The sequence below is a fragment of the Pseudorhodoplanes sp. genome, from assembly GCA_032027085.1.
Lineage (GTDB): Bacteria > Pseudomonadota > Alphaproteobacteria > Rhizobiales > Xanthobacteraceae > Pseudorhodoplanes.
In genome coordinates, this window is record JAVSMS010000001.1 from 2,399,963 (window position 1) to 2,422,568 (window position 22,606).

Consider the following 22,606-nt stretch of genomic DNA (forward strand, 5'->3'; position numbering starts at 1 on the left):
CCTCAAGCGGCCTTGCGGCCGTGATGGCTGTGCAGCTTAGCCGACAATTCGCGCCGGATTTCATTGAAGTCAGAAGCCACGACCTCGCGTGGCCGATCCAGCGCGACACGCACGTCGGAATCGATGCGGCCGGGACTGGGGGACATCACCACGATCCTGTCGCCAAGAAAAATGGCTTCTTCGATCGAATGGGTCACGAACAGGACGGTGAGGCCGGTGCGTTGCCAGATTTCGAGCAATTCATCCTGCAGGCGTTCGCGGGTCATGGCATCGAGCGCGCCGAACGGCTCGTCCATGAGAACGATTTCCGCGTCATTTGCGAGGACCCGCGCAATCGCGACACGCTGCTTCATGCCGCCGGACAATTGATGCGGATAGGCGTCGGCGAATTTCTCCAGGCCGACGAGTGCCACGAAGCGCTCGACAATGTCGCGGACTTCTGCCGTCGAGCGGCCGCGCGCCGACGGGCCGAAGCCGATATTGCCCCTCACCGTCAGCCACGGAAACAGGCCGTAGTCCTGGAACACCATGCCGCGTTCCGGCCCAGGCCCCGCGATCGGCACGTCCCACATCAGGGCTTGGCCCTGGCTCGGGACTTCAAATCCCGCGACGATGCGAAGCAGCGTGGATTTTCCGCATCCTGACGCGCCGATCAGGCACACGAACTCGCCCTTGTTGACGCGGAGGTTGGCGTCGCGCAATGCCTCGATGCGTTGTCCTTGCAGTTCGAACTGCTTGCTGACGCCGCGGATATCGAGAATGGGGATGGTTGCGTTAGACAAAGTTCGGACTCCATCGAAGCAGCCGTTGACCGAGCCAGACCACGGCCCGGTCGGAAATGAAACCGAGCAATCCGATCACGATCATTCCGGCTATGACGATCTCAGTGCGAGACAACTGCCGCGCCTCCATGATGATGGCGCCCAGGCCGGTCTGCACGCCGGTCATTTCGCCAACGACGATCACGACCCATGCGAAGCCGAGGCCGAGCCGCAGGCCGGTGAAAATCGCCGGAAGGCTCGCCGGCAGGCAAACGCGGAAAAACTGCATGGTTCCCTGGCATCCGAGCATGCTGGCCGCTTCGAACAACCGCGGATCGACCGAACGCACGCCAAAAATCGTGTTGACGAGGATGGGATAAAAGGCGCCGAGGCAGACGAGAAAGAAGGCGGAGCGCGGGCCAAGTCCGAACATGATCATCGCCAACGGCAACCAGGCGGTGACCGGAATGGGCCGCAGTACCTGCAAGGTGGGATCGATGAGACCGCGGATCAGCGGGATACGCCCGATCAGCAGGCCAAGCGGCAGCGCGGTCGCGACCGCGATCGCGAATCCCCCATAGACGCGAGTGACCGAAGCAAGAATGTGAATGAGAAGCGTCTGGCTGTAGGCATCATCGTAGATGCCGCCGAAGGCAAGATCATAGAGCGCCAGCGCGACGTCGCTCGGAGGCGGAATAAGATTGAACTTTCGCCCGTAGGTCGCAAAGTGCCACACGACAAGTGCTGCGACTGGAAGCAGAACAGCGAGCGCGGCTCCCCGCAGGCGGGTCCAGAACTGGGCGCCGTGCGAAGCCGGCCTCGCGGCCGGCTTCGCGGACGTGCTTGCGGCCGAGGCCGTTTCCGCGATCGCGGTCAAGCCGGCTTCTCCATCTTCTCAACGAAGCGGGTATCGAAGAATGAGGCGAAATCCGGAAGCTGCCGAATCTGCTTCAGCTCGAGCATGTGCTTGGCGTAGGTCTTCGACTGCTCGATTTCCTTGGCGCCAAACTTCCAGGTCAGCTCGACATTCGGCACGGATTTGTCGATCGCCTCCTTTTTCTGCCCAAGCTTGGCGACAGCCATCTTGGCCATCTCCTCGGGATTCTTCATGCCGAATTCCGATGCCTGGCGATGGATGTTGAGAATGACTTCGGTGAGCTTCGGATTGCTCGCCAACGTATCGCGGTGCGCGCCGAAGACCATGTTCAGCGATCCCATCGCGGTGCCGTAAGGATACTCGACGATCTTGCCGACCCCCGAGGCAAGGCTGACGCCCGGAGCGGGTTCGGCGCCGACATAGGCGTCAACGTCGCCACGCGCGAGCGCGATATGCATCTCGCTGAATGACACGCGCACCGGCGTGACGTCCTTCACCGACATCCCCTCCATGCGCAGGCGTTCGAGGATAAACACCTCCTGCGTGGATCCCGGCCAGATCGCAACCCGTTTGCCCTTGAGATCCTTTATCGAGGAGATCGGCGAATCCTTTCCGGCAACGACGCCCATGCCGCGATTGCATGCGCTCGCGATCACGACGATCGGCTCGCCGGCGGACGCGCCGAGCGTCGCCGCGGCAATGCCGAACATGCCGAAATCGACGCTTTTGGTGACGACGGCATTCTTGCCTTCGGTGGGACTCTCGAACGGGATTACCTCGACCTTGTATCCCGCGGGCGTGAACTTCTCGTAGAAGTAGGGCGCAATGGAATGGATGAGCTTCAGTGCGCCCATCTTGATGACGGTGACATCCTGGGCGCGGAGGATGGAGGGCGCCGCAATGGCGGCTCCGGTGCCAATGAGGAATTTGCGACGGCAGATCATGTTTGAGCTCCCTGCTGGTTACAGTTCGATTCGCAAAACGCGTGCCAAGGCGGCGTCATGAGGCGGCATGATCGACCTCCGCGCTCGACACAAATGCACGCCAACCGCCGAACCTCGAGATATCGCAGGCATCCGCCGTCGCGACGGCCTCGACCAGAAATCCTTTGACCGAGCGGCCGTCCGCCAGTCTGACGGTTCCGATCGATAACGGAGCGGGGATGGTGGCGATGAAGCGCCCAAATGCCTCAAAGGACAGTGTCCAGATTTCCGTTTCGATGGCGCTGCCCGTCCCGTCCGCGATGCGGAGCAGTCCCGGTCGGCGCGCGGCACCAGGCAAGGCAAACAATTTGTAGTCCGCGCTCGTGATGGTGCGCTCCACGAGCCTGGCGCCGAGAATCTGAAGCTCGCCATTAAGCGGCATGCCCGACAAATGAGCTCCGACAACGGCGATCGCGATGTCGCCGCCGGGTTCCTCCTGACGAACCGGAAGAGGCGGATGCGCTGCAGTGAGCGCGCCGAGCGGCAGCCTGGTCTGATGATGAAACGAGCGCCCGATCGAGGCGGTAAGCGCATCGCGACCGGCGGGCGCAAGGAATGTTACGCCAAAAGGTGTGCCATCGTCCGCGATCGCGGCGGGCACCGCTGTGCCGCAGAGGTCAAGCAGGTTTACGAAATTCGTGTAGGTTCCGAGACGGCTGTTGAGCCGAAGGGGATCGGCGTCGACTTGCTCGAGCGTGTACGCGGCGGGCGTCGTCGGGACCATAAGCGCGTCGACGGTGGCAAGAACCCGCGACGCTGCCGCGCGTAACGCCGCGAGCCGATAGTTGCCGCGGAAGGCGTCAACGGCGGACAATTTGCGGCCGGCGAGGATGATATCTCGGGTGATCGGGAGAATGGCGTCGGGGTGCTTCTCTATGAACTCGCCGACGGCGCAGGCGCGTTCCGCGACCCAGGGGCCTTCGTAGAGAAGCTGCGCCGTTTCGAGCATCGCGGAAAAGTCGACATCGACGATATCCATGCCGATCTTCGACAGACTGCCGAGCGCGGACGTGAAGGACGCTTCAGCACGGGCATCACCAAAGTATTGCCGTTGCTCAGGACGCGGCACTCCGATCCGCATTCCATTGACGGGCAGATCCAACGCCTGAAGCCCGAGGCTGCGCGCGAACGGATCATTTGGGTCGGGGCCGGCCATCGTTTGCAATGCTGTGAAGGCGTCGTCCGCCGTGAGCGCAAAGACGGAGACGCAATCGAGCGATCGGCAGGCCGGCACCACGCCCGTGGTCGGGACGAGTCCGAGCGAGGGCTTGATCCCGACAATATTGTTCAATCCCGCCGGAATGCGCCCGGAGCCTGCCGTATCCGTGCCGAGCGCGAGCGGAACGAGCCCCGCCGCCACAGCTACTGCGGACCCCGAGCTGGATCCGCCAGGAACGAGCGAGGCGTTCAGTGGATTACGGGGGACGCCATAGGGCGAGCGGACGCCGACGAGACCGGTGGCAAATTGATCGAGATTGGTCTTGCCGATGACGATTGCGCCCGCGCGCCGCAGGCGCGCGACGCAGGCGGCGTCGCGCGAGGCGCGATAGGCAAAGGAAGGGCAGGCGGCAGTGGTCTCGAGACCTTCAACGTCGATATTGTCCTTGATCGCGACTGGCACGCCATAGAGGGGAAGCGACCTCGCATCTTGCGCCGCCAGTGCGCGGGCTTCGGCGATTGCTTCCCGCTCGTCGCGCAAGGAAATGAATACGGCTGGGTCGCCGTGCGCGCGGATGCGTGCATAGCTGCGCGCTACGATGTCCTCGGCGCGAACCGCGCCGTCCCGACAGGCAGCGACGATGGATACGACGGTTTCCAAGCCAGCTCTCCGAGGCCCGACCCGGACGCAATCCCGGGCCTCCGAAGGCTATGCAACGCCCGTTCCAACTTTTTGGGTGGCGTTCGGACGCGGGGCGGGAATCGCGAGGCGGAGAAGGCCAATAGAATCAAAGGCTAGAAAATTCGGCTTCCACGGTTTTTCGCTGCTCATCCCCAAATCCCGGATATCTGCATACAACTAATGCAGCTATAACTAACGGTAAAGCATGAGGAATTCTCAACAAAAGGAAAAATCTATACATGCTATGCTTTAATTGTATGCAATACATTGAGGGCGAGGCCCTTTAGTGACACCCAGGGCTCAAATAATTGGCTGATTAGGGCTGTACGCGCCGTTGCGCTTGCTTGCACATCATGTATGCAACGCTATGCGAAGCCGTGCCAAACCGCCGGACGGATGATCAATGTCGAAGGCCACGACCACCCGATCTGAGGAAATACGCCAGCGATTGGCGGACGATATTCTGAAAGGCGTTTATCCGCCCGGGTCGAAACTTGACGAAGCCACGCTCGCCGCGCGTTTCAAATTGTCACGAACCCCGGTGCGAGAGGCGCTCCGACAGCTGATTTCCGCCGGACTGGTCGACTGGCGTCCTCATCGCGGGGCGGTCGTTTCGCTTCCGAACGACGCCCTGCTCGCCGAGATGTTCGAGGTAATGGGAGAACTCGAGGCGATCTGCGCCAGGCTCGCCGCGCAGCGCATCTCTCCCTCCGAACGCGCGCGTCTCGAAGCGGTGCACCGGGAGTCGGAACAGGCGGTTCGCGCTGACGACCGTGAACGCTACCGGGCGCTCAATTTTGATTTTCATGACGTCATCTACCGTGCGTCGCATAACGATTTCCTCTCGGCGACGGCGCTCTCCGTGCGCCAGCGGATCGCGCCCTTCCGGCGGGCGCAATTCGAGATCCCCGATCGGTTGCGCGGTTCGCACGAGGAGCATGAGGCCATCGTCCGGGCGATCGTAAGCGGAAATGGCGAAGCGGCCGCCGCCATGATGCGCAATCATGTGCGACTCGTACGCGCTGCTTCGAGTGATTATGTCCAGGCGCTGGAAGCGCCGCGGCCGGCCGGCCGTGCAGGTGAGACGAGCAAGCCCGACATGTCGGCATTTTCACGAAATGCATGAAGGCATTCCGTTCGCGTGCAAGTTATTGATTGGTGATGATCGAACCTCAATACTTTTCCCAGCGAGTGCTGAGGGCGAAAAGTGTAGCGTGCCTTGGAGAACGGTTCGGAGGGATTGACCGCTGCTGAGTAATGAGGCCGCTCGAAAATCCGTTGCATTTAATGTGGACTTTTGACGGCCTAGCGGCGTCGGAGAGAGCGGTTGCTCTTAGAGCGTGGCGGAGAGAGAGGGATTCGAACCCTCGATACGGTTGCCCGTATACACGCTTTCCAAGCGTGCGCCTTCAGCCACTCGGCCACCTCTCCAGCGCCGCGGACCTTCATCCGCGGAAGGCGCGCAATATAACGGCGGAACGTCGTCTGACAAGCAAAGCTTCCGGCTTTAAGAGACGTTGGAACTGCCGGAGGAAGCCCGAAAAACCCCTGATTTCCGGTCAATTGACCAGTCGCACCCGGCCCGCTTCCGCCACGTCGTATCCGCCGAGATCGGCAGCCTTGGCCGCGAAAGCATCCGAGCGCATAAAGGCGAAAAGCTGCTGCGGCTGGGACTGGAAATAATCGCGCTGCCGCAGCACGAGGTCGAAATTCTCCCATACCAGGGGCACGAAATCGACGCCCGCTCCGGCGGCTGCGCTGCGCGTCGCCACCCCGCAATCGACCCGGCCTGATCGCACCGCCTGGGCGACATCGTTGCCGGTTTGGCAGATATCCCGCACAAGCTCCAGGTCGTCCGGTGTGAGGCCGGCCGCGGCCAGGAGTGACAGCAGGAGCAATTGCGCACCGGCGCCTCCCGGGCGCTGCGCCACGCGCGCTTTCTTCGCGGCGGCAGATGGCAAATCCGAAAGCCCGAGCGGGTTGCCAGCCGCGACCAGCAATCCCTGCTGGCGCCGCGCAAAGGCGATCAGCACCGTGTCGTGCAGGCCCGACGTGGCTCTGACGACTTCGATATTCGCGTCGGCGACATTGTCATCGAGCTGATGCAGATGAATGGCCGCGATGGCGATTTCGCCGCGCGCCAGCCGTCGCAGGCCGGCCTCGCTGCCTTCGGCGAGGCTTGCGAGCCCGGAGCCCGAGTCGCGCAGCGCCGATTCCAGTAGCGGATCGTGGCTGCCGCCGACGATCGGCGGCGGGGTCTCGCGCGCGATTTGTGGCTGGGCAAGTCCGGAGGCGATCCAGCGGTCGAGGGCGGCTTTCGGGAAAAGCCAGCGCCCGGTGACCTTGCTGCAGGGGACGGCTCCATTCGCCACCAACTCGTAGAGCTTGCGCTCGCTGAGACGCAAATACAGCGCGGCTTCGTCAGTGGTCAGCAATTCAGGCATGAACGTGTATGCAAATTTATGAACGAACTACAAAAATTGACCCACTTTGCGGTAGATGCAACAAAAATCTGAAGAGGTAACGCCGATATGCCGTCCGACGCGTCAGCGCTCGACCTTCTTCTGCGGGCTGACCCCACGCTCATGGCGATCGTGCGGCTGTCGCTGCTGGTCAGCCTGTCGGCCGTGGCGGTGGCGGCGGTGATCGGCATACCGTTTGGCGCCTGGATCGCGCTGACGCGCTTTCCCGGCCGCAATGGCCTGATCGTCCTGCTCAACGCCCTGATGGGCTTGCCGCCGGTGGTGGTGGGGCTTCTGGTCTACCTGCTGCTGTCGCGGTCGGGGCCGCTCGGCTTCTGGGGCATTCTGTTCACGCCGCAGGCGATGATCGTTGCACAAACAATCCTGGTCCTGCCGATCATCGCGGCGCTGGCGCGGCAGACAATTGAGGATCTGTCGGCGGAATATCGGGAAGAACTCGCCGCGCTCAATGTCGGCCCGATCAAGCGCATCGTTACGCTGATCGTGGATGCGCGGTTCAGCTTACTCACTGCATTCCTTGCAGGATTCGGCCGGGCGGCGGCGGAAGTCGGCGCCGTCATCATCGTCGGCGGCAACATCGACGGCTTCACCCGCACCATGACCACCGCCATCGCTCTGGAAACCTCCAAGGGCGACCTGCCGCTCGCCATCGGCCTTGGCATCATTCTGATTTCGCTGGTGATTGTCGTGAACGCCCTGGCCTGGGGCGCGCGCCGTGCCGGCGAACGCTACGCAGGGTGAGCATGCGCGCGCCGTCCTCCGACCTGCCGTTAATGCTCGAAGAAGTGTCGATCCTCGCGCGCGAGGTGACGATCCTCGACAAGATCAAGCTGACCTTCGGGCCGGGAGCACCGACAATTCTCGTCGGCCCGAACGGCTCGGGAAAAACCACATTGCTGCGCGCGGCAATGGGCCTGATCACGCCGACCTCCGGCCGCGTCACCTGGGGCGGCCGCAGCGACGTGCCGCCGGAGCGGCGGGCGATCGTGTTTCAGCGGCCGGTCATGCTCCGCCGCAGCGCGACCGGCAATGTCACTTATGCTCTGGCGGCCGCCGGCGTGAAGCGGCGCGAACGCAAGGCGCGCGCCGCGGAATTGCTGGCGCTTGTGGGCCTCGAGGGTCGCGGCGACCGTCCCGCGCGCAAAATGTCGGGTGGCGAGCAGCAGCGGCTGGCGCTGGCCCGCGCGCTCGCCAAGGATCCTGACATTCTGTTTCTTGACGAACCGACGGCGAGTCTCGACCCGGCCGCGATCAAATCGCTGGAAGACCTCATTCGTGACATCGTCGGACGCGGCATCAAGGTGGTGATGTCGACGCACAATCTCGGCGAGGCGCGCCGCCTCGCTGGCGAAATTGTCCTGCTGCATCGCGGTCGCATCGTCGAGATCGCCGATGCAGGGCAATTCTTTGCCCAACCGAAAACCGAAGACGCCCGACGCTTCATCGCGGGGGAGCTGTTGGTCTGATGAGATGCCGCAAAATCATCCTGGTCATTCCGGACGCGCGCGAAAGCGCGCGATCCGGAATCCAGATGCACCGACATCATTTGTTGCTGGATTCCGGATTCGCCCGCCTCGCGCTTCGCGCTGCGGCGGACGCCCCGGAGTGACTGGAACATCAAAGGGAGAGAGAGAATGACGACACGCCGTATCTTCATAGCACTGGCCGCCGCCGGCCTGATCGCTGCCACTGCACCCGCTCTCGCGCAGGACAAATCCATCGTGGTGTCGTCCACCACCTCCACGACCGATTCCGGATTGTTCAACCACCTGCTGCCGCTGTTCAAAAAGAAGTCCGGCATTGATGTGAAAGTAGTGTCGCAGGGCACCGGTCAGGCGCTGGACACCGGCCGGCGCGGCGATTCGGACGTGGTCTTCGTGCACGCTCGTGCGCAGGAAGAGAAATTCGTCGCAGATGGCTATGGCGTGAAGCGCTTTCCGGTGATGTATAACGACTTCATTCTGATTGGTCCGAAAAGCGACCCGGCCGGCGTCAAGGGCAGCAAGGACATCACGGCGGCACTCAAGAAGATCAAAGACAAGGGCGCGCCCTTCATCTCGCGCGGCGACAAGTCGGGGACGCATTCGGCCGAGCTGCGCCTCTGGAAGGCCGCGGATATCGACATCGCGAAGGAGAGGGGGGACTGGTACAAGGAAATCGGGCAGGGCATGGGTGCCGCGCTCAACACGGCGTCGGGCTCCAATGCATATGTGCTCGCCGACCGGGGCACCTGGCTGAATTTCAAAAATCGCGGCGATCTCGACATCGTGGTCGAAGGTGACAAGAAGCTGTTCAATCAATACGGCGTCATCCTGGTCAATCCGGAGAAGCACAAGAACGTCAAGAAGGCAGAAGGCCAGGCCTTCATTGACTGGCTGATTTCGCCGGAAGGCCAGAAGGCGATCGCCGAATACAAGATCAACGGCCAGCAGCTGTTCTTCCCGAATGCAACTGCTCAAGGTGTGTGATGCGGCTGTTTCTCGCGATCATGGCGGCGCTTAGCGTGAGCGCCGCCGCTTCAGCTTCCGAGACTGTCCTGCTGCATGCCGCCGGCAGCTTGCGTGGTGCGCTGACGGAAATTTCCAATTCATTTGGAAAATCGTCCGGCATCAAGGTCGAAGCGAAGTATGGCCCCTCCGGTCTGCTGCGCGACGAAATTGCGGGCGGCGCGAAGGCGGAAGTCTTCGCCTCCGCAAACATGACGCATCCGCAGGCGCTGGCGAAGGCCGGGAAAGCCGGGCCGGTTGTCATGTTCGCGCGTAACCGCCTTTGCGCCTTGGTCAAGCCGGGACTTGCAGTGACCTCGGAGAATCTGCTGGAGCGCATGCTTGACCCGCAGATCAAGCTCGGGACTTCGACGCCGAAGGCCGACCCGTCCGGCGATTACGCTTTCGAGGTGTTCAAGAAGGCGGATGCGCTGAAAGCCGGCGCGAATGACGTGCTGTCAAAGAAGGCGCTGCCGTTGACCGGCGGCCCCAATTCGGCGCCCCCGCCACCCGGGCGCAACGCCTACGGGCATGTCGTGGCGAGCGGGCAGGCCGACATCTTTCTGACCTATTGCACGAATGCCATTGTCGCCAGGTCGGAGAATGCGGGCCAGCAGGTCGTCGCCTTGCCGGAGAGTCTCGCGGTTGGGGCGGATTACGGCATGACGGTCATCACGGGCGCTTCTGCGAATGCGGAGCGGTTTGCCAAGTACATCCTGTCGGCCGACGGACAGGCGATCCTGGTGAAGCACGGATTCTCACCGGCCAAATGATATGATCATTTGCGGGCCGCGCGACGGACCTGCAATGACCAGCAAGGGAGAGGCGGCATGAGACTGAGCGCGCGCAATCATCTCAAAGGCAAGATTGTGGATATCCGCAAGGGTGTGACCACCTCGCATGTGAAGATCGACATTGGCGGCCAGGTCGTGACCGCCGCAATTACCAACGAGTCGGTTGACGATCTGGCGCTCGAGCCCGGACAGACGGCTTATGCGGTGATCAAGGCCAGCGCCGTGATGGTGGGGGTGGACTAGATTTTTGTCATTCCGGGACGCGCCGAAGGCGCGGAACCGGGATCGAGATGCAAACCCCGAGTGTGTCTCTGGATTCCGGGCGCGCGGCCATGGTGCGTCGAAGACGCGCGTGGACGCGCTTATGGCCCGCGCTCCGGAATGACGGAGTAAACGAATGCCCACCCGCCGTTCATTGCTTGCCGGGCTCTCGGCTTCGTTCGCGCTGCCGCGTGGCGCGCGCGCCGCCAGCATCACCGACGCGACCGGCCGCACTCTGCAAATCCCCAAAAAGGTGACGCGGGTGTTTCCCGCCGGGCCGCCAGCCGCGATCATGCTTTACACTCTGGCGCCGGAATTGCTGATCGGCTGGCCGCGCGCCAACCGGCCGGAGGAACGCGAATTTCTCTTGCTCGATATCGGCAGCCGCCCGGAAGTGGGGCGCATTACCGGGCGCGGCAACACCGCCAATCTCGAGGTCGTCCTGGCGCTAAAGCCCGATCTTATTCTGGATGTCGGTTCCACCAGCGACACATTCGTGTCGCTCGCCGAACGCGTACAGGAACAGACCGGCATTCCCTATGCGCTGCTCGACGGCCGCTTTGTTGCGACGCCGACCGCTTACCGCAAGCTCGGCGACTTGATCGGGCGACACGACGCCGGCGAGGATTTCGCCGATTTCACCCAACGCACGCTGACGACGATCACCGGGCGCATCACCGACATACCCTACGAGAAGCGGCCGCGCGTCTATTACGCGCGCGGCCCGCGCGGACTGGAAACCGGACTCGGCGGCTCGATCAATGTGGAGACCATCGAGCTGCTCGCCCGCAATGTCGCCGGCGAGCGGAAGGGCGGCCTCGCCAATGTGTCGATCGAGCAGGTGCTGGTCTGGAATCCCGACGTGATCATCACCATCGATCGCGACTTTGCGATGAATGTGCGGAAGGATCCGGCCTGGGCCGGCCTCGCCGCCGCGCAGGATGGACACGTGCATCTGTCGCCGAAACTGCCGTTTGGCTGGGTGGACTTTCCACCGTCGGTGAACCGGTTGATCGGCTTGTGGTGGCTGGGGAAGATCCTCTATCCGCAGCGCTTTCCGGAGGATCTGCAGGCGATCACGCGCGATTTCTACAAGCGCTTCTATCACGTGACACTGACTGACGCGCAGATCGCGCGGGTGCTGGGGGGGCGGGGGTGAAATGACGCACAGTGGCGCAGCACGGATACCTCCCCCTGAAAGGGGGAGGTCGCCCGCCGAAGCTCGCGAAGGCGGGCGGGTGGGGGTCAATTGCATCACTCGAGCGAACTCGACCCCCACCCCGACCCTCCCCCTTTCAGGGGGAGGGAGTCCGATCCCCGCAAGCGGGGAGAGGTGAAGAACGAGCATGACCCGCTCCGCCTTTCCCGGAATGCTCGTCGCGCTGGCGGTGCTCGCCGCCGGATTCGGCGTAGCGCTTCTGGTCGGGCGGTTTCCTGTCTCGCTGGCCGACATTGTCGCGGTGTTGTGGGCAAAGATGACCGGTGTGCCCTCGGGCGTATCGGCCTCCACCGAGGCGGTGATCCTGCAGGTGCGCGGGCCGCGCGTGCTGGCGGCGTTTTTCGTCGGCGCGGCACTAGCGGTGGCGGGCACCGCATTTCAGGGCCTGTTCCGCAACCCACTGGTTTCGCCGGACATTCTTGGCGCGTCGTCGGGCGCCGCGCTCGGGGCCGTGCTTGGCATCTTCTTTTCGCTTAGCGTGTTCGGCATTCAGGTGCTGGCTTTTGCCGGCGGCCTGATCGCAGTGACGGCGGTGTATATGATCGGCACCGCCATCCGGACGCGCGATCCGGTACTGGTGCTGGTGCTGGCGGGTGTCGTCATCGGATCGCTGCTCGGCGCCGGCGTCGGGCTCGTAAAGTATCTGGCCGATCCCTACAACCAGCTTCCGGCCATGACCTTCTGGCTGCTCGGCTCGCTTGCGGCCACAGGTGTCTCCGACCTCGTGCCGCTGTTCGGCCCGGTCGCGCTCGGCACGCTGATGCTGCTGCTGCTTCGTTTTCGCATGAACGTGATGTCGCTGCCGGAGGAAGAAGCGCGCGCGCTGGGCGTGCCGGTCAGGCCGCTGCGCATCGCGATTGTCGCAGCGGCGACCCTGGTGACGTCGGCGAGCGTTGCCACCGCCGGCATCATCGGCTGGGTCGGGCTTGTGGTGCCGCATCTGGCGCGATCATTGGTGGGACCGGATTTCTCACGACTGCTCCCCGTGGCCGCCATTCTCGGCGGCGGATTTCTTCTGTTCATCGACACCATTCCGCGTACGGCGGCGGCTATTGAAATCCCGCTTGGCATCCTCACCGCCGTGGTCGGCACGCCGTTCTTCATCTGGCTGCTGGCGAGCGTGAGCCGGACATGGTCGTGACCTTTTCAATGACCGAGTACAAAGCGCCATGACCATCTCCGCCCGGAATCTCTCCATCGGCTATCCCGGCCGGCTGGTCGGCGAGGGATTGTCGATCCGCGTGAACGAAGGAGAAGTGCTGGCCTTGCTCGGGCCAAATGGCGGCGGCAAGACCACTTTGCTGAAAACCCTGTTGGGATTACTGCCGCCGCGCGCCGGCGAGGTGTCGCTGTCCGGAAAAAATCTCGGCGCGGTCTCGGATCGCGAGCGCGCGCGGCTGATCGGCTATGTGCCGCAGGTGCATAGCGGCACCTTCGCCTTCACCGTCGAGACGGTGGTGCTGATGGGCCGCACCGCGCATGGTTCGCTGTTCGCGCGGCCGAGCGCGCATGATCGCGACGTGACCATGCGGGCGCTGGAGCGTTTCGGAATCGCGGCCCTGGCGGAAAGGCCCTACACCGAGATTTCCGGCGGCGAGCGGCAGCTCGTGCTGCTGGCGCGCGCGCTGGCGCAGGAGCCGCGCTTCATCGTGCTGGACGAGCCGACGGCGAGCCTCGATTTCGGCAATCAGGGAAAGGTGATGCGCGAAATCCGCGCGCTCGCGGACGGCGGCCTTGGCGTTCTCTTCACCACCCACGATCCTAACCATGCGCTGCGCGCGGCGCATCGCGCCTATCTGCTGCGCGCGGGAGAGTGCCTTGCCGATGGTCCGGTGGCGGAGATGCTGACCAGCGAGCGGCTGGAAGCGCTCTATCGCGCGCCGGTGCAGCGGCTGAGCGACAGCGCCACCGGCGCCGCGGCGTTTCTGCCCGGCTGATCAGGCCGCCTTGTCAAATACCATCACCTTCGACACGAAAGCATTCACATTGCGCATATGGGTCAGGCCGCAGTCGCGCGCAATTTTCTCGAAATCCTCGTCGAGATAGCTGGCGTAATAGGGCTCGTGATAATTCTGCGGGAAGCGTTCGAGCAGGCCGTCATAATCCGGCACGTCGCCACGCTGCAGGGAATCCATCAGGATCAGCCGCCCGGCCGGCTTGAGCACGCGCGCGCATTCTGCGATGACCTTGCGGCGCACCTGCGCCGGCAATTCATGCATCGTGAAGATACTGGTCACCGCGTCCTGGCTGTTGTCGAGCAATGGGATTGTTTCCGCGTTGCCGACGGCGAAACGCACCCATGACCACCGTTTCAGATGCCGTCGCGCATGGCGGAGATAGGCTTCGGACAGGTCGAGGCCGACGACCGGCAGGCGGGGCCAGGCCTGCTTGACGAAATCGAGAAAGCGGCCGGTGCCGCAGCCGATGTCGAGCAGTTGCAGCTTGCGCTGGTCCTTGCCGGCGAAAGCCTCGTGCAGCTCCGGCAGCACCTGCCGGCGCATCGCGTTGGCGGTGCCCTTGAACAGCACTTCGACCTGGGTGTCGTAGCGCGCGGCCGATTCGTCGGTCAACCAGCCGCCGGACTGGAAATGGAAATTCTGCAGATAATAGTCGGGGCGCTTGCCACGCATATCGTCGTTGCGCACTTCGTCATGCGCGTTGCTTTCGCGGCGGCGATGGATCTCGGGCAGATCGTCGAAGAACAACCGCGAGCGATAAAGCAATGTCGGCAGCGCGCCGTCGTGATCAGCGGGGAGAGGATAAAGCCCGTCCTCGACATTGGCGAGGTCGCGGGTGAAGAGTTTCGCCATGTCGGCGTAAAGCCGGCGCTGGCCGGGCACCGGCCCCTTGCTCTGCACGGGAGGGCGCGTGCTTTCGCCCTGCCGGCGCGCCTGTTTCGACAATTGCTGCAGCGCATAGCCGTGGCCGACATACCAGGCGATGCGCGGCAATTGCTGCGCGCCGTAAGTCAGGCGGGTGGCGAGACGGGCGAGCGGGTGGCTCATGCGTGCAAATATAGCCGGACCCGCGCGGAGTGCCAAAGGGCCGGTCCGCTCCTGATCTTGCGCAATCAACTCCAATGCAACCGCTGCGCATTGCAGACCATTTCCCGCCGTCAGCCAATTTTTCGCGATATGACTGCGCGGTGCGCAAGCTCGGTTCACTATCCGCTCTGTTGGCCTGCGCCGGTCCTTACTTGACCTTCAGAATCGCCTTGGCTTTGGCGAGCGTCGCTTCCGATTCCGGATGCTTGCCGGCGTTGTGAAGCGCCTCGCCTTCCTTGCGGTATTTCTGGACCTGGGCCTTGTCCGAGGCTGAAAGATTGGCGGTCTTCAGGGCCGCGTCGATCTTTGCCATGTCTTGCGGACATTGCCGTGCGAAGGCTGTGGCTGTGCCGAGTGCCAGTGCCAGAGTAACCAGAGCTAGGGTCCTCATCGCGTGATCCTCCTGCGGGCTCAAGGAATGTGGCGTCGAAGTGCAATGGCATTCTCAAGAACACCGCCGCCATAGCCCTTGTTCCCAGCCGGGTTCCGGGTGGCGCCCATTGATTTCGGGGAATGACCTCGCAATATGCGTATCCCGCGAGTCACACATACAAAATCATGCCGAAAGCCGTTGCCGGACCTGAAATCGAGCGCCTGATCCAGTTGCTGGCGCGGCTGCCCGGGCTTGGCCCGCGCTCGGCGCGGCGCGCGGCCCTGCACCTGATCAAGAAGCGCGAGCAGCTGATGGCGCCGCTCACCGATGCGCTGGAGACCGCGCGTGAGCGCATTGTGGTGTGCAAGACCTGCGGCAATATCGACACGCAGGACCCCTGCACGGTCTGCACCGACGTCAGGCGGGACCCGTCCGTGATCGTCGTGGTCGCCGATGTCGCCGATCTCTGGGCGCTGGAACGCGCCAGCGCGGTCAATGCGCGCTACCATGTGCTCGGCGGCACGCTGTCGCCGCTCGACGGCGTCGGGCCGCAGGACCTCACCATCGATGCGCTGGTATCGCGCGCACACGAACCGGTGGTGACCGAAGTGATCCTGGCGCTGAACGCCACCGTCGACGGCCAGACCACGGCGCATTACATCACCGACCTTTTGCACAATGCGAATGTGAGGGTGACGCGGCTCGCGCACGGCGTGCCGGTCGGCGGCGAGCTCGACTATCTCGACGAAGGCACGCTGTCGGCGGCGATCAAGCAGCGCACGGCGATCTAGATCATGACCATCACTATCTATCACAACCCGCAATGCGGCACCTCGCGCAATACACTGGCGATGATCCGGCAAAGCGGCGAGGAGCCGATCGTTATCGAGTATCTGAAAGAGCCGCCGAGCCGCGACAAGCTCGTGGCTTTACTCGCGGCCATGGGGATGTCGGCGCGGGCGCTGCTGCGTGAGAAGGGCACGCCCTATGCAGAGCTCGGCCTGGACTATCCCTCCCTGAGCGAGGATCAACTGATCGACGCCATGCTGGCGCATCCCATCCTGATCAATCGCCCCATCGTCGAAACGCCGAAAGGCGTGCGCCTGTGCCGGCCGTCCGAGCGCGTGCTGGAGATTCTTCCGAATCCGGATATCGGGCGATTCGTGAAGGAGAATGGAGAAGTGATCGCCTCAGAGGGCAAGAGCCAGAGTTAGTCGACCGCAACGCTTTTGGGTTTGTCCAGCAACCTGAAATGCCCGCGCGCCTGCAGCCAGGCGAGCAGCAGCAATCCCGGAATCGCGGCAAGCGAGGTGATGGCAAAGAAGATGGCCCAGCCCGTCTCCTCGGCAACAAAGCCGCCGCCTGAAGCGAGCGTTGTGCGCCCGACCGCGGCAAGCGCGGTCAGCAGCGCAAATTGGGTGGCAGTGTGCAAACGCACGCCGCAGAGAGCGGAAAGATAGGCAACAAAAATCACCGTGCCGATCGAGCCGGTGAAATTCTCAAACACAATGGTGGCGGTCAGCGCCGGCACGCTGGTGCCGATCAGCGCCAGCCAGGAGAAGGAGAGGTTGGAGATCATCTGCAGGATGCCGCCAATCCACAGACTGGTTGACAGCGGCAATGCGCGCGCGACCACGCCGCCGGCAAAACCGCCGATCAGGGCGGCGGCAAAGCCCACGCCCTTCACGATCGCTGCATATACCGCCTTGTCGAAACCGATATTGATCACGAAGGGCGCCGTGAGCACTCCGGCAAAGGCATCACAGAATTTATACAGCACGACGAAAAGCAGAATGAGTATCGCCGAGTCGCGGGTCAGAAATTCCTGGAAGGCGCCGAATGCGGTGAGAAACACGCGCGTGATGGCATTGTTGTCTTTTTCGAGATTTTCAGGCGCGGGGGGCTCGGTGGCGAGCAGCGAGGCGATCAGGCCGATGCCCATCAGCAGCGCAGCGGCGATGAAGCCCCAGCTCCACGTCACCTGCAGCGGGAGGCCGAGATGACCGAACCAGGCGGCGAGCGCGATCACGCCTGCGCCGGAGGCGAGCATGCCGACGCGATAGGCGGCGACGTAGCCGGCCATGCCGGCCGCCTGTTCGCTGGTGTCGAGGCTCTCCACGCGGAAGGCGTCGATGACGATGTCCTGCGTCGCCGAGGCGGCGGCGACCATCACCGCGCCGAGCGCCATCGGCCAGAGCGCGACAGTGGGGTTCTGCAAGGCGAGAAAGAGGATCGCGGCGATCAGCAGCAATTGGGTAAAGACAAGCCAGCCGCGGCGACGGCCCAGCATGCGCGAGAGAATGGGCACGTCGAGCGCGTCGACCAGCGGCGCCCAGAGGAACTTGATGGTGTAGGGCAGGCCGACCAGCGCATAGAGGCCGATGGTGCGGATATCGACGCCGCTCTCGGTCATCCATACCATCAAGGTGGCGCCGGACAACGCCAGTGGTAGCCCCGAGGAGAAGCCGAGCAGGATAACAATCAGCACCCGCGGCTTGAGATAGACGGCGAGGGAATCGAGCAGGGTTGATTTCGGCTGGGCCTGGGATTCGAGCGGGGTCATGCGCCTCGGGCGGTCAGCGACTATGCGTCATGCTTGGCACCCGGGTCCGGCCTTCGGCCGGCCCGAGTGTAAACCTTGTGCCGGGCATCCACGTCTTTATTCAGGCCAAAACGTGGATGGCAAATTATTACGTTGCGCAGGTCGGGTAAATCCGACCTGCGGGACAAGCCAAGCCATCACGCTAGACAACAAAGACAGAATAGTCACTCCCCCGCCTCCAGCCGGCGAGCCGGAAGCGGCGCCGGGATGACGACGGTGCCGTCATCGAGCTCACCGTCGAACTCCACCTCGCGGATGCGGGCGCCGCGCTTCTCCACCTTCTCGGCGGAAATGAGAATCTGGCGGATATCCTCGCTCGCCTGTCCGAAATGGTTATCGAGCTTCATCACGCGCTCGCGCAGGCGGCGCAGATCGTCCATCAGGTTGCCGACCTCGGCGTGAATCTTGTCGGCGGCCTCGCGCATGCGGGCGTCACGATGAATCTGCTGGATCACCTGAATGGCGAGCATGAGCAGCGAGGGCGAGACGATGACCACTTGCGAGCGGAACGCCTTCTGGATCATGTCGTCAAACTGATCGTGCAATTCGGCGTAGATCGATTCCGACGGCACGAACATCAAGGCAAGGTCCTGCGTCTCGCCCGGGATCAGGTATTTGCCGGCGATGTCGGCGATGTGCTTGCTCACGCTCTGGCGCAGCAATTTTCCGGCGGCGCTGCGCTCCTCATCGGTCTTGGCGTCGCGCAGCGCGGTCACCGCTTCCAGCGGGAATTTGGCGTCGATGATCAGGGGGCGCTGGTCGGGGAAGAAGATCGCGCAATCCGGCCGCGTGCGATTGGAGAGCGTGAACTGGAATTCGTAGGTGCCCTTGGCGAGGCCGTCCTGGATGATCATCTCCATCCGGCCCTGGCCGAAGGCGCCGCGCTGCTGCTTGTTGGTGAGCACGGCCTGCAGCGAGGTCACCTGGGTGGCGAGCTGGGTGATGTTCTGCTGCGCGGCATCGATCACCGCGAGGCGCTCGTTCAGCTTTTGCAGGTTGTCGGTGGTCTGCTTGGTCGTGTGATGCATCGACTGGTCGAGCCGCTGCGTCACCGAATCGAGCCGCGCATGCACGGCGCGCTGCAACTCGGCGTGCTGGGCGTGCAGCATCTGTCCCATGGCGCGGACCTGGCCCGCCGTCTCCGCCTGCAGGCGCTGCAATTCGGCCATCCGCTGTGCGGCGGCTTCTTCGGCGGCTTGCGCCGCGGCGGCCGCGTCCTCTCGCCGCCGGCGGGCGCGCATCACCAGAATGACGATCAGAGCGATGACGCCGCCAAGCAGGATGGCGGCCGCCGACGCAACAAGGCCGGCGACAAGCAGCGGGTCCAACTCATTGAGCCGGGCGAGGAGGGGGGACATGTCCATCAAACCCTCCTAGCACGATTCGGGATAGCTGAGAACATAAAGTGAACGGATTGACCGTTCGCGGCCAAGCCCTTACATCGCGCGCATGGCCATCCGCGACATTCTCGTCATCCCCGACAAGCAACTGCGTCTCGTCTCCAGGAAGGTGGAGGCGATTGACGAGGGCGTCCGCAAGCTGGTCGAGGACATGTTCGAGACCATGTACGACGCGCCCGGCATCGGCCTTGCCGCGATCCAGATCGGCGAGCCGGTGCGGGTTGTGACCATGGACCTCGCCAAGAAGGATGAGGAAAAGGCGCCGCGCGTCTTTATCAATCCGGAGATCACATGGTCGGCCGAGGAAAAGAACGTGCACGAGGAGGGCTGTCTCTCGATCCCGGAATATTACGAGGAGGTCGAGCGGCCGGCGCAGGTGAAGGTCAGATATCTTGACCTCGAGGGCAAGCAGCACGAGGAAGAGGCCGACGGTCTGTTCGCGACCTGCATCCAGCACGAGATCGATCACCTGAACGGCGTTTTGTTCATCGATCACCTGTCGAAGCTGAAGCGCGACCGCGTGATCAAGAAATTCACCAAGATCGCCCGGCACGCGGCGGAGTAGTTATGGTTGGTTGCTTACATCGAGAATTTGGCAAGCTGCTGGCGTCGTAATCATTCATGCCTCTTCGCCTCATCTTCATGGGCACGCCGGATTTCGCGGTGCCGACGCTGATCGAACTCGCCGGCGCCGGGCACGAGATCGCGGCGGTCTACACCCGCGCGCCGAAGCCGGCGGGCCGCGGCATGGACTTGCAGGAGACGCCGGTGGCGCGCGAGGCGAAGCGTCTCGGCCTGAAGGTCGCAACGCCGAAGACATTGAAGACCGAAGCGGCGCAGGCGGAGTTTGCAGCGCATGGTGCGGATGCGGCGGTGGTCGTCGCCTACGGGCTGATCCTGCCGAAAGCGATCCTGCAGGCCGTGCCGCTCGGGTGCTTCAATCTGCATGCCTCGCTGCTGCCGCGCTGGCGCGGCGCCGCGCCGATCAATCGCGCGGTGATGGCGGGCGATGCCGAGAGCGGCGTCACGGTCATGAAGATGGACGAGGGGCTCGATACCGGCGACATGGCGATGATGGAACGCCTCGCCATCGGCGCCGACATGACCGCGGGCGAATTGCATGATCGCCTGGCGGCGATCGGCGGCGACCTGATGCATCGCGCCATCGGCGCGCTGGAACGCGGGGCATTGCAATTCGCGAAACAGCCGGAATCCGGCGTGACCTATGCCAGCAAGATCGAGAAAAGCGAGACGCGCATCGACTGGAGCAAGCCGTGGCAGGAGGTGCACAATCACATCCGCGGATTGTCGCCGTTTCCGGGGGCCTGGTTCCAGATGGCGGGCGACAATGGCGGGGTGCGGGTGAAAGTCCTGCGCACGACCAAGGGCGAGGGCGGCGGCGCGCCCGGCACCGCGCTCGACGACAAGCTGACGATCGCCTGCGGCGAGGGTGCCGTGCGCATTCTGGAATTGCAGCGGGCCGGCAAGCAGCCGATGAAGGCGGACGAATTCCTGCGCGGGACGCCGCTGGCGCCGGGCACGCGCGTGTCATGACCGCGCTTGTTCGCGCGGAACGACCGGATGACGTGACAGCGATCCATGCGGTAAATGTCGCCGCCTTTCCGACGCCCCAGGAGGCCATGCTCGTTGACCGGCTGCGCGCCGACGGCGATCTCATTCTGTCGCTCGTGGCCGAGCAGGACGGGGTGATCACCGGACATGTCGGGTTTTCGCGCATGGGCATCGACGACGCGGGGATGTGGCACGAGGCCGTGGCGCTGGCGCCGGTCGCCGTGCTTCCGACGCATCAACGCAAGGGCATCGGCAAGGCGCTGATCGAACGCGGCCTGCAGACGCTGAAGGAGCGGGGCGAGTCGCTGGTCTTCGTTCTCGGCAGCCGCGACTATTACGGCCGCTTCGGATTCGACCTCGCCCAAGCTGAACCCTTTGCCTGCGCCTATGCGGGGCCGCATTTTCAGTTGCTGCGTCTGTCGGATGGCGGGCCTTTGTCCGGCCGCGTGCAATATGCGGCCGCTTTCGCCGCGCTCGGCTGAGCCCTGCCCGCTCGATGCGGACCGCCGCGCATGGCGACACGGCATTCAGACGATGGGTTATGTCCGCCCGGGCATGCGGTTCTGGAAACTTTCGGCGGGATGTCCGGCCCAGTGATGACGGCGGCTTTCGACGAATTCAGCCAGGTCGCGATCAGTGACGCTGACGAGATCGGTGTGACCAAAGCCTTTGGAATAGTCGAGGATCGACACGACTTCCGGCGTGATCCGGATCACCGGAACGGCGGCGGGATCGGGCTGCGGCATCACCTTGTATTCGGGGTAGCGCTTGATGAGGAGCGCATAGGCATGATCGATCTCGCCCCGGTCCTCGACCACGACGGCACGCGCGGCCATCGACAGGCCCCGGATCTGCAGCGGCTGGCGCACGTCGTTGCCGATGGCGATGGACAGGCGCGGATCGCGCGCAAGATTGGCAAATTTCTGTCCGTCGCGGGCGATGAAGCAATAGATGATCAGGCCGTCATTGGCGTAGCCGACGATGGTGGCCTGCGGCCACCCGTCCGCCCGGTTGGTCGCGACGCTCATGATCCTGTGCTGGTCCAGCAGCTCGATGATCTGGCGCTTGAAGGCGTTTTTCATCGCGAAGTTCCCTGCGGCGTGTATTGAATATCTAGAATGGTTTCCGGGTTGGCCTTTTGAGGTGGATCAAGCGTGACGCGCTATAAACTTACCATAGAATATGACGGCGCGCCGTTCCAGGGATGGCAGTTTCAGGCCGACGGACCCTCGGTGCAGGGCGTGCTGGAAACCGCGATCAAGGATTTCAGCGGCGAAGACTCGGTGGTGCAGGGCGCCGGCCGCACCGACGCCGGCGTGCATGCGTTCGGCCAGGTGGCGCATGTCGATCTTTCAAAAGCTTTTGATCCCGGCACGGTGCGCGACGCGCTGAATGCGCATCTGCGGCCCTGGCCGGTGGCGGTGCTCGCCGCCGAGATCGTGCCGGATGATTTCAACGCGCGCTTCTCGGCCATGCGGCGGCATTATCTTTACCGCATCGTCAACCGCCGCCCCGATCTGGCGCTGGAGCGGGGGCGCGCCTGGCGCTGGGCGCGCCCGCTCGACGCAGCGAAGATGCACGCAGCCGCGCAACGCCTGCTCGGCAAACACGATTTCACAACGTTCCGCTCGACCGAATGCCAGGCGAAATCGGCGGAGAAGACGCTCGACCAGCTCGACGTGGTCCGCAGCGGCGATGAAATCCGCATCATCACCTCGGCGCGTTCCTTCCTGCACAATCAGGTGCGCTCGATGGTCGGCTCTCTGGTGAATGTTGGCGAGGGCAAGTGGAGTGCCGATGATCTTTACGCAGCGCTGAAGGCGCGCGATCGTGCGGCCTGCGGACAGGTGGCTCCACCGGAGGGCCTCTATCTGATGAAGGTTGACTATTAGATGCCGGCTGCTCGAAGCC

At 63.5% G+C, this 22,606-nt stretch carries 25 protein-coding genes and 1 tRNA gene; 15 read left to right on the forward strand and 11 right to left on the reverse strand.

Annotated elements, in window-relative coordinates; genetic code table 11:
- Positions 1 to 2: 2 nt before the first annotated feature.
- The 4 genes from RO009_11585 to atzF all read right to left on the reverse strand — a co-directional run bounded on the left by RO009_11585 (position 3) and on the right by atzF (position 4,440).
- Entirely contained in the window at positions 3 to 782 is a 780-nt protein-coding gene (locus tag RO009_11585; protein ID MDT3685672.1) for an ABC transporter ATP-binding protein, read from the reverse strand.
- Positions 775 to 1,545, reverse strand: coding sequence for an ABC transporter permease (locus tag RO009_11590; GenBank protein ID MDT3685673.1), 771 nt, complete (start codon positions 1,543 to 1,545; stop codon positions 775 to 777). Before RO009_11590 ends, RO009_11585 begins: the two co-directional genes overlap by 8 nt.
- A gap of 89 nt (positions 1,546 to 1,634) precedes the next feature.
- The gene (locus tag RO009_11595; GenBank protein MDT3685674.1) at positions 1,635 to 2,582 is read right to left on the reverse strand and encodes an NrtA/SsuA/CpmA family ABC transporter substrate-binding protein; all 948 of its coding nucleotides are present in this window, start codon (positions 2,580 to 2,582) and stop codon (positions 1,635 to 1,637) included.
- Positions 2,583 to 2,637: 55 nt separating this feature from the next.
- A complete protein-coding gene (atzF, locus tag RO009_11600) occupies positions 2,638 to 4,440 on the reverse strand; it encodes an allophanate hydrolase (protein MDT3685675.1) in 1,803 nt (600 codons plus the stop codon).
- A gap of 424 nt (positions 4,441 to 4,864) precedes the next feature.
- Between atzF and RO009_11605 the strand changes: the two genes are divergently transcribed.
- A complete protein-coding gene (locus tag RO009_11605; GenBank protein ID MDT3685676.1) occupies positions 4,865 to 5,587 on the forward strand; it encodes a GntR family transcriptional regulator in 723 nt (240 codons plus the stop codon).
- 215 nt (positions 5,588 to 5,802) lie between these two features.
- Here the strand turns inward: RO009_11605 and RO009_11610 are convergent.
- Together RO009_11610 and RO009_11615 are read right to left on the reverse strand one after the other, a co-directional pair.
- Positions 5,803 to 5,892 (reverse strand) — tRNA-Ser (locus RO009_11610).
- A 128-nt stretch (positions 5,893 to 6,020) separates the two neighbouring features.
- A complete protein-coding gene (locus RO009_11615; protein MDT3685677.1) occupies positions 6,021 to 6,905 on the reverse strand; it encodes a helix-turn-helix transcriptional regulator in 885 nt (294 codons plus the stop codon).
- A gap of 87 nt (positions 6,906 to 6,992) precedes the next feature.
- Here RO009_11615 and RO009_11620 point away from each other — a divergent pair, with 87 nt between their 5' ends.
- From RO009_11620 to RO009_11655, 8 genes are all read left to right on the forward strand, one after another.
- Positions 6,993 to 7,685, forward strand: coding sequence for an ABC transporter permease (locus RO009_11620; protein ID MDT3685678.1), 693 nt, complete (start codon positions 6,993 to 6,995; stop codon positions 7,683 to 7,685).
- A gap of 2 nt (positions 7,686 to 7,687) precedes the next feature.
- Positions 7,688 to 8,410 carry an ATP-binding cassette domain-containing protein gene (locus RO009_11625; protein ID MDT3685679.1) on the forward strand — a complete coding sequence of 241 codons (723 nt, stop codon included), beginning with the start codon at positions 7,688 to 7,690 and terminating at the stop codon, positions 8,408 to 8,410.
- 168 nt (positions 8,411 to 8,578) lie between these two features.
- Complete coding sequence (locus RO009_11630; GenBank protein MDT3685680.1) at positions 8,579 to 9,412, forward strand: substrate-binding domain-containing protein; 834 nt, start codon at positions 8,579 to 8,581, stop codon at positions 9,410 to 9,412.
- Positions 9,412 to 10,203 (forward strand): molybdate ABC transporter substrate-binding protein, encoded by a 792-nt coding sequence (locus tag RO009_11635; GenBank protein MDT3685681.1) that lies wholly within the window; start codon positions 9,412 to 9,414, stop codon positions 10,201 to 10,203. Before RO009_11630 ends, RO009_11635 begins: the two co-directional genes overlap by 1 nt.
- Positions 10,204 to 10,260: 57 nt before the next feature.
- Positions 10,261 to 10,467 (forward strand): TOBE domain-containing protein, encoded by a 207-nt coding sequence (locus RO009_11640; GenBank protein MDT3685682.1) that lies wholly within the window; start codon positions 10,261 to 10,263, stop codon positions 10,465 to 10,467.
- Between the two features lie 154 nt (positions 10,468 to 10,621).
- The gene (locus tag RO009_11645) at positions 10,622 to 11,644 is read left to right on the forward strand and encodes an iron ABC transporter substrate-binding protein (GenBank protein MDT3685683.1); all 1,023 of its coding nucleotides are present in this window, start codon (positions 10,622 to 10,624) and stop codon (positions 11,642 to 11,644) included.
- A 211-nt stretch (positions 11,645 to 11,855) separates the two neighbouring features.
- A complete protein-coding gene (locus RO009_11650) occupies positions 11,856 to 12,845 on the forward strand; it encodes an iron ABC transporter permease (GenBank protein ID MDT3685684.1) in 990 nt (329 codons plus the stop codon).
- Positions 12,846 to 12,873: 28 nt separating this feature from the next.
- Positions 12,874 to 13,641 (forward strand): ABC transporter ATP-binding protein, encoded by a 768-nt coding sequence (locus RO009_11655; GenBank protein MDT3685685.1) that lies wholly within the window; start codon positions 12,874 to 12,876, stop codon positions 13,639 to 13,641.
- On the opposite strand, the gene RO009_11660 is transcribed toward RO009_11655, so the two are convergent.
- A complete protein-coding gene (locus RO009_11660; GenBank protein ID MDT3685686.1) occupies positions 13,642 to 14,709 on the reverse strand; it encodes a class I SAM-dependent methyltransferase in 1,068 nt (355 codons plus the stop codon).
- 187 nt (positions 14,710 to 14,896) lie between these two features.
- Complete coding sequence (locus tag RO009_11665; GenBank protein MDT3685687.1) at positions 14,897 to 15,139, reverse strand: hypothetical protein; 243 nt, start codon at positions 15,137 to 15,139, stop codon at positions 14,897 to 14,899.
- Between the two features lie 167 nt (positions 15,140 to 15,306).
- On the opposite strand from RO009_11665, the gene recR reads away from it, so the two are divergent.
- Positions 15,307 to 15,912 (forward strand): recombination mediator RecR, encoded by a 606-nt coding sequence (gene recR / locus RO009_11670; protein MDT3685688.1) that lies wholly within the window; start codon positions 15,307 to 15,309, stop codon positions 15,910 to 15,912.
- Between the two features lie 3 nt (positions 15,913 to 15,915).
- Positions 15,916 to 16,335 (forward strand): arsenate reductase (glutaredoxin), encoded by a 420-nt coding sequence (gene arsC / locus RO009_11675; protein MDT3685689.1) that lies wholly within the window; start codon positions 15,916 to 15,918, stop codon positions 16,333 to 16,335.
- Here the strand turns inward: arsC and RO009_11680 are convergent.
- Both RO009_11680 and rmuC read right to left on the reverse strand, forming a co-directional pair.
- Positions 16,332 to 17,684 carry an MFS transporter gene (locus RO009_11680; GenBank protein ID MDT3685690.1) on the reverse strand — a complete coding sequence of 451 codons (1,353 nt, stop codon included), beginning with the start codon at positions 17,682 to 17,684 and terminating at the stop codon, positions 16,332 to 16,334. The genes arsC and RO009_11680 overlap by 4 nt on opposite strands.
- 203 nt (positions 17,685 to 17,887) lie before the next feature.
- Positions 17,888 to 19,081, reverse strand: a complete 1,194-nt coding sequence (gene rmuC, locus RO009_11685; protein MDT3685691.1) for a DNA recombination protein RmuC — start codon at positions 19,079 to 19,081, stop codon at positions 17,888 to 17,890.
- Positions 19,082 to 19,172: 91 nt separating this feature from the next.
- Here rmuC and RO009_11690 point away from each other — a divergent pair, with 91 nt between their 5' ends.
- Genes RO009_11690 through RO009_11700 form a run of 3 tightly spaced genes read left to right on the forward strand, consistent with a single transcriptional unit; the run spans position 19,173 to position 21,177 of the window.
- Positions 19,173 to 19,688 carry a peptide deformylase gene (locus tag RO009_11690; GenBank protein MDT3685692.1) on the forward strand — a complete coding sequence of 172 codons (516 nt, stop codon included), beginning with the start codon at positions 19,173 to 19,175 and terminating at the stop codon, positions 19,686 to 19,688.
- A 56-nt stretch (positions 19,689 to 19,744) separates the two neighbouring features.
- Positions 19,745 to 20,677, forward strand: a complete 933-nt coding sequence (gene fmt / locus RO009_11695; protein ID MDT3685693.1) for a methionyl-tRNA formyltransferase — start codon at positions 19,745 to 19,747, stop codon at positions 20,675 to 20,677.
- A complete protein-coding gene (locus RO009_11700; GenBank protein MDT3685694.1) occupies positions 20,674 to 21,177 on the forward strand; it encodes an N-acetyltransferase in 504 nt (167 codons plus the stop codon). The genes fmt and RO009_11700 overlap by 4 nt, the downstream gene beginning before the upstream one ends.
- A gap of 57 nt (positions 21,178 to 21,234) precedes the next feature.
- Here RO009_11700 and RO009_11705 read toward each other — a convergent pair whose 3' ends face one another.
- Positions 21,235 to 21,777, reverse strand: a complete 543-nt coding sequence (locus RO009_11705; GenBank protein ID MDT3685695.1) for a pyridoxamine 5'-phosphate oxidase family protein — start codon at positions 21,775 to 21,777, stop codon at positions 21,235 to 21,237.
- A 72-nt stretch (positions 21,778 to 21,849) separates the two neighbouring features.
- Here RO009_11705 and truA point away from each other — a divergent pair, with 72 nt between their 5' ends.
- A complete protein-coding gene (gene truA, locus RO009_11710) occupies positions 21,850 to 22,587 on the forward strand; it encodes a tRNA pseudouridine(38-40) synthase TruA (GenBank protein ID MDT3685696.1) in 738 nt (245 codons plus the stop codon).
- Positions 22,588 to 22,606: the final 19 nt, after the last annotated feature.